Here is a 5,667-nt window from a genome sequence, read left to right on the forward strand (position 1 = left end):
GGTAGGAGGAGCTAAAGTGACTGAAGAGGATTTAAATATAATAAGAAATAATGCGAAGGAATATGTTAAAGGAGTTAAGCTTAATTTGCATCTAAACGAAACGACTGTCGAGTTCTTCAGAGGTTACAGTAAGAACATATAGAAAACTTTCCGCTAATCGTTGGCTTTGTTGCTTAAATCGATGTAACTAAATCAAGAAGCTACGATCTGATCGGCTGAGGGGAGGGTGTTCAATACTCTGTATCAGCCAATTTTTCATAGGTCTATGTGATCATCCAGTCGACCTTCGAAGTGAATGTGAATGGTCAGCTGCGTTAGTGTCAGACTCGAGAGTGTTCATAGTACTTACGCCCGAGGATGACTTTCTGTTTGGCTAAAACCAATAATTCATTTTAAGTTTTAAAGCTTTCTTCCAAGTGTTGCGAGCGTACTCTAAATATTTACCGCTCAGTGAGTGTTATAACACCCGCTAGGCGGTAGCATTGCCTATCTTTCTTACTCTGACGCCAATTGCACTTCAGGCTTGGTGTATCACCATGAGCGCGGTGACACCAACCCATACCCTGGTGATAATCGATGCGCTTCCCGTGGGACCGTTATTCCAACGGCGATGACAAAAGCAGCTGCTGGATACGGGTGGCCCAAGGTTGGGCAGGTAGCCAATACGGCATGATGGCGATTCCCCGCATTGGCCATGAAGTGATTGTGTCTTTCTTACACGGTGACCCGGACCAACCGATTATCACTGGCCGCACCTATCACGCGACCAATGTGCCGCCTTATACTTTACCGGCACACAAAACCAAGACGGTTTGGCGCAGCGAGAGTCATCAAGGCGAGGGCTACAACGAGCTCACGTTCGAAGACCAATCGGGCAGTGAGCAAGTGTATTTACACGCGCAAAAAGATTGGCACACCGAGGTAGAAAACGACCGCGTGACCGAGATAGGTCATGACAACCACCATCAGGTACACAATGACCAATTTCATCGTGTGATGGGCAATGCGCATCATACCGTGGAGGGAGAGAGTCGCCAGTACACTCAACAAGACCAAACCCTGATTGTCGACGGCTCGCTGCATGTTAAAGCTGGGCAAGTGTGGGTGAATGACGCCAGTAACGAAATTCATATCAAAGCCGGTCAAAAAGCGGTGATTGAAGCGGGGAGTAGCATCACCGTCAAAGCCGGCGGCAGCTTTGTCAGCATTGATGGCGGCGGTGTTCATCTTGTGGGCCCTGCGATTAACCTCAACTCAGGCGGCAGCCCCGGTGCAGGCAGTGGCTATGCCGGTAAAGTCGCCGCCCTCCCGTTTGGGGTGGAGTCGCCAGAGAGTCCCGATCCTTTACCCCTGCAGCTTTCGCCTGCGACTCTAAAAGTGGCATCGGTGGCAAACCTTCCTGTGCTGAAGTTGTGTCAACGACAATTCGATGGTTCATGCCCTCGTCAAGATTGTCCGTGTTTGCAGGAAGAGGGATAAGTGTATGGCAACGGATTATTGGCTGCTCGTTGATGCTGTAAGGATCAGTGATGCCGCGCAACTGATTCAAGAACACTTTAGTGTCCAGCAAATTCTGCCCCTATATGCAGGCACTCCCTTTGATTATCTGCTTGAGCAAAGCCCTTATTTGGTGAATATGGGAGCGGATATCGCTAACGTCGAGACATGGCGCACACTGTCTTATTTTGATACCAGCTCGGTAATATTTGCAGTGGATGACAAAACCTGTGCAGATGACTTTATTGCGCACTTACAAGCGATGTTGAAGATAGAAGTTGCTGGCCAAGTTTTATGTTTGCGCTTTCAAAGCCAACGACTTTGGGATGCCGTTTTAGCACATGCCAATACAGACGATATCGTGCAATGCTTGGGGCCTAGCAAAGGGGTGTTTTGGTTTAACTCAGACGATGTGCCTGTGTGCCTATACAAGCCAAATCCATTCACGCCCGTGGAGGGCGAACAACAAGATTCTGTTTTTAAGCAGTGGGTGTGACATGAAAGAATACAAAATAACGAAAGGTGACTGCTTAAGTCTTATTGCTGAAAAGTTTGACGTCTCCGAAGAGGATCTTCTCAAGCTGAACAGTACGCAAATCAAAGATCCCGACTTTATCTATGCTGGAGATACGTTAAAGATAGAGCTGCCGGAACCTGCCGATACGGAGGCCTCTCGCGAATCATTTAAAAAGGCACCAGAAGCGCCTGCTACGGAACAAGAGTGTCAAATCGCTGATTTTGTCGACATCTTATATGTGCCAGCGCATCCTAAGACGGGTGAAAAATGCTGGTACGCAGTGACACAAGAGGCCAAGGACCTTATCGAAGAAGAAAAAGTCCTAATGCAGGACGCCGTTGTTGAAGGCGACTACAGCACCACATTGGCAAATATCAATCAGCTTGGCATCATGTCTAAGTTTGCCACACGCCCTCATGAAGCGTTTATGGATGAGGAAGACAAGGAACTCTATACCACCCTTCTGCCACTGCGTTTAGTGGTACAAACAAAAGCCTATTATAAATCTGCGGATCCTCAGGGGTTTCTAACCCAGGCACTTGAGGAGCTTGACTTAGCGTTTGATGATATTGTTCAGCAAGAGACTCGACGAGAAAATGCTGAAAGAAATGCACTGTATTATGGCGGTAAGTTTCAATCTCTTGCACCTCAAGACAGAAGTGGCAACGCAAATTTTGACAAATTGGTCGAAGAGCGTGTCCGTACTTTTATATTGAATGCCATTGACGAACGTATTACCGAGCTGGAAGAGAAAGCGGAAAGAAATGCTGGCAACATTAATTCAGATGATGGGACTAAGTTTGTATTTAGCGAAGACCACCAATACTTCATATCACGAAGAGAAGAGCGGATTAAAAGAGCGTGTAACCTTATTTACGACTATATCGATGGTCTGGATCTGGCTAAAAGGCCACACCAAGCGGCGATACGTGAGCTTAACGAGCTAGCGAAAGATGGTTTTCTTCCCGGTTTCAAGCTACTCAACCAAGAAGGTATTGTTTTTAAAGAGCAATGTTTGACGTTGGAGCAACTAGAGGGAGATGTTGGTGTTGCGGCGGGGCCTCAAGTATTACGCAACCGCGGAGACGACTGGCGGACATCACCAGAACCAATTTCAATCGAGCAGACTGAGCTGATTGATAGCTTATACCAAGAGATAACAGGTAGCACTGAAATAAATGACAGCCTAAACATTGAAAGCCTTGTTAATGATGTCAATAAAGCCGCGTGGTCGTATTATCCAGCTAAGGCATTGATACATCTTATCGACATGACGATAACCAAACATCAAAATGCCTTGAATCAAATACTGGGTCAAAGCCAAGGCACACCGCTTGATAAGCTTTTTAATAAACTATTAACAATAAAGTTGATAGCACAAAAAAGAATAGAGCATTTAAAAAGCTTGGCTAAACAAACGGCTCAAAAAGGCCCTAACCAGCTTCGATTCTTTTTTGCCGATGCTGAAAGGAAAGATCTGGCACCCGAGCTTGTATTAGTGTGGGATAGAAAAGATCACCAGCCCAATAAAAAAGGTGTAAGTGCCTTTGTCAATGATGCGGGACTCAGCGATATTCAGCCAGTTGAGTGCAGTTTTTTATCCACAGGGCAAGTTTTTTACCTGCGTGGACCAGAGTGGTATATGCCTTACGATAAGTCAGATCCATTCTATACCAAAGCAGCTTGCCATGTTGATTTCATTACTGATCGTATTACGTTTGCATCTCCTCAGACAGGCGGGGGGAATATCGTTGGTGTAAATAGTGTCACTGATGCATTAAAAGAGTTAAGAAAAACAAGTGTCCAAGTGTGCATAGCCCCGTTAAAAACGCAATCTCAATTCGACACTGTGTTTTGGCAAGATAGTTACCACGCTCAAGAAGGCAATATCGAGGGTTTAAACGAGCCTGCTTATGCGGAAGATGCAGGAGCACAATTTCTTCGTTTTACAGCAAAGGGAGAGTCAGCACTTAACCTTCCGTTATCAGGCTATTCAGACCTAATCAAAGATCCTCGCCAAGTGGGGGCGAGTGGCAATATTTCGGCTAAGTTGGCGCTTTTGCAAGGACAAATGAGTATTTGTCTGTGGTTACCAGAGGGTGAGCAAAACAATACCTTGGGTGAAAATGCATCAGCGTCATCAGCTAGGGGTCATGCGGTGACGCTTTTCTATACCGATGATAAGGGTGATGAGTACAGCTACGATGTTGGCGCGTTAATGGCACGTATAACCGGTTCAGTCTATGGGTTAGTTGGTGCGACGTGTCAGTTAGGGAGTAGCGTTACTGTCGGTCCTAGTGACATAGATAATGGGCTAGGGGTACGTGGTAGTACCGTTACCCTTTTCGACCCTAACGTCCATCGAGTTGAGAATATGACTGGTGCAACGCAACAAGACTTAGTGAATAGTCAGGTTGCAGCGGAGGCAGGTGTAACGGTAGATGCCTTTGTCGGAGTAGAAGTAGGCGGTGCCTTGGGGGCGGACGTTTTCTGGGTAGCACCTAATGCTCGAGTTCCTAAAACCTTAGGTACGATTAAGGGTGAATTTTCGGCCGCGTACGGCGCAGGCTTTCACAGTGAATTCCGTATTGCTTTCCAGGCCGGCGTCCTAGTGGTCATCGCATCTGCGCGCTTAGTAGTTGGAGGCGGGTGTAAGGGCACCTTGGGCATCGAATTAAATGCGATCAATAGTGATGACTTTATCGACTGTCTACTTGGCGTACTTAAGCAAAGTAACTTCCGCCGCTTATCTGTGTTTGGTGATGTAGATGAAAACGGAATAAATGATGATTTTAATACCCTTAACGACATCGCGACGATAGCTATTGGTTTGGGTCTATCCTTTTCTAAGGTACTACTTATGCCACCGAACCTGTGGGCATCGTACAAAAAGAATGTCATAAGCAAAGAATATGCTCCGTTCTTATCGAGAAGCCTAACAGGAGATAATGCCCCTAATGCGAGAAAATGGATCATAAAACTGCCTCCCGAGACACTCGCTAACTTGATCGCAGCATTACTGAAGGCTCAGACTGAGGCAACTTCTGAGGGTAGTGCCCAGTTTGTTAATCGTCGACAGGCTCAAGCTATTTTGAATATTATGGAGTGGTTAAGCAAAGATAAAACTAACCAAGAAGACGACGAATCATATGCCAGTCAGCGGCAATGGAAAGAAACATTGATCATAATGGCCGATCTCCATGCAGGAGCAGATAAACCCCAACAGTGGGAAGGGTTTAGAAAAAGCTGGTATCAGATAGCAAGGTTTATTTATCAATCTATTTTTATTACTCAACATAACACGTCAAGAGACGAACTGATTGGAATTCGAAATAATTTCGACAAATTTTCAAGTTTACTTTGCGGTAGAATGGTGTTARCAAGTTACACAAAGACGGTCAACACTAGGAGACCAGATCCGGTTATCAATACTGAGTATCGTGCCTATGCACGTTCAGTGGTGGCTAATGCTAGTAGCCGAGGTATAGAAATTGAGCTAACTAGCTATAAAAATGATGGAGATAACAACCATATCGCATTAGCACCCGAAAAAAATGAAAAAATAATTGATTGGAGTCTTAAAGATGTCGGTTTATAAAAACATTATAAAGATAGTTTTTTTGCTATTTGTCGTGGTAGGTATCAGTGCCTGT

General features: G+C 45.5%; 2 protein-coding genes and 1 pseudogene. All 3 read left to right on the forward strand.

Annotated elements, in window-relative coordinates:
• Nucleotides 1-576: 576 nt before the first annotated feature.
• Nucleotides 577-1,479 (forward strand): annotated as a pseudogene (locus BZG73_RS15815) (type VI secretion system Vgr family protein); the annotation flags it as partial.
• A gap of 4 nt (nt 1,480-1,483) precedes the next feature.
• The gene (locus BZG73_RS15820) at nt 1,484-1,993 is read left to right on the forward strand and encodes a DUF4123 domain-containing protein (protein ID WP_158075315.1); all 510 of its coding nucleotides are present in this window, start codon (nt 1,484-1,486) and stop codon (nt 1,991-1,993) included.
• Nucleotide 1,994: 1 nt separating this feature from the next.
• Nucleotides 1,995-5,612 carry a LysM peptidoglycan-binding domain-containing protein gene (locus BZG73_RS15825; RefSeq protein WP_158075316.1) on the forward strand — a complete coding sequence of 1,206 codons (3,618 nt, stop codon included), beginning with the start codon at nt 1,995-1,997 and terminating at the stop codon, nt 5,610-5,612.
• Nucleotides 5,613-5,667 lie beyond the last annotated feature (55 nt).

It is taken from the genome of Salinivibrio siamensis (genome assembly GCF_001996005.1).
Taxonomy (GTDB): Bacteria; Pseudomonadota; Gammaproteobacteria; order Enterobacterales; family Vibrionaceae; genus Salinivibrio; species Salinivibrio siamensis.

Excerpts from the sequence above, each read along its gene's own strand:
- BZG73_RS15820 (WP_158075315.1), top strand. The coding sequence starts at position 1,484 with ATGGCAACGGATTATTGGCTGCTCGTTGATGCTGTAAGGATCAGTGAT.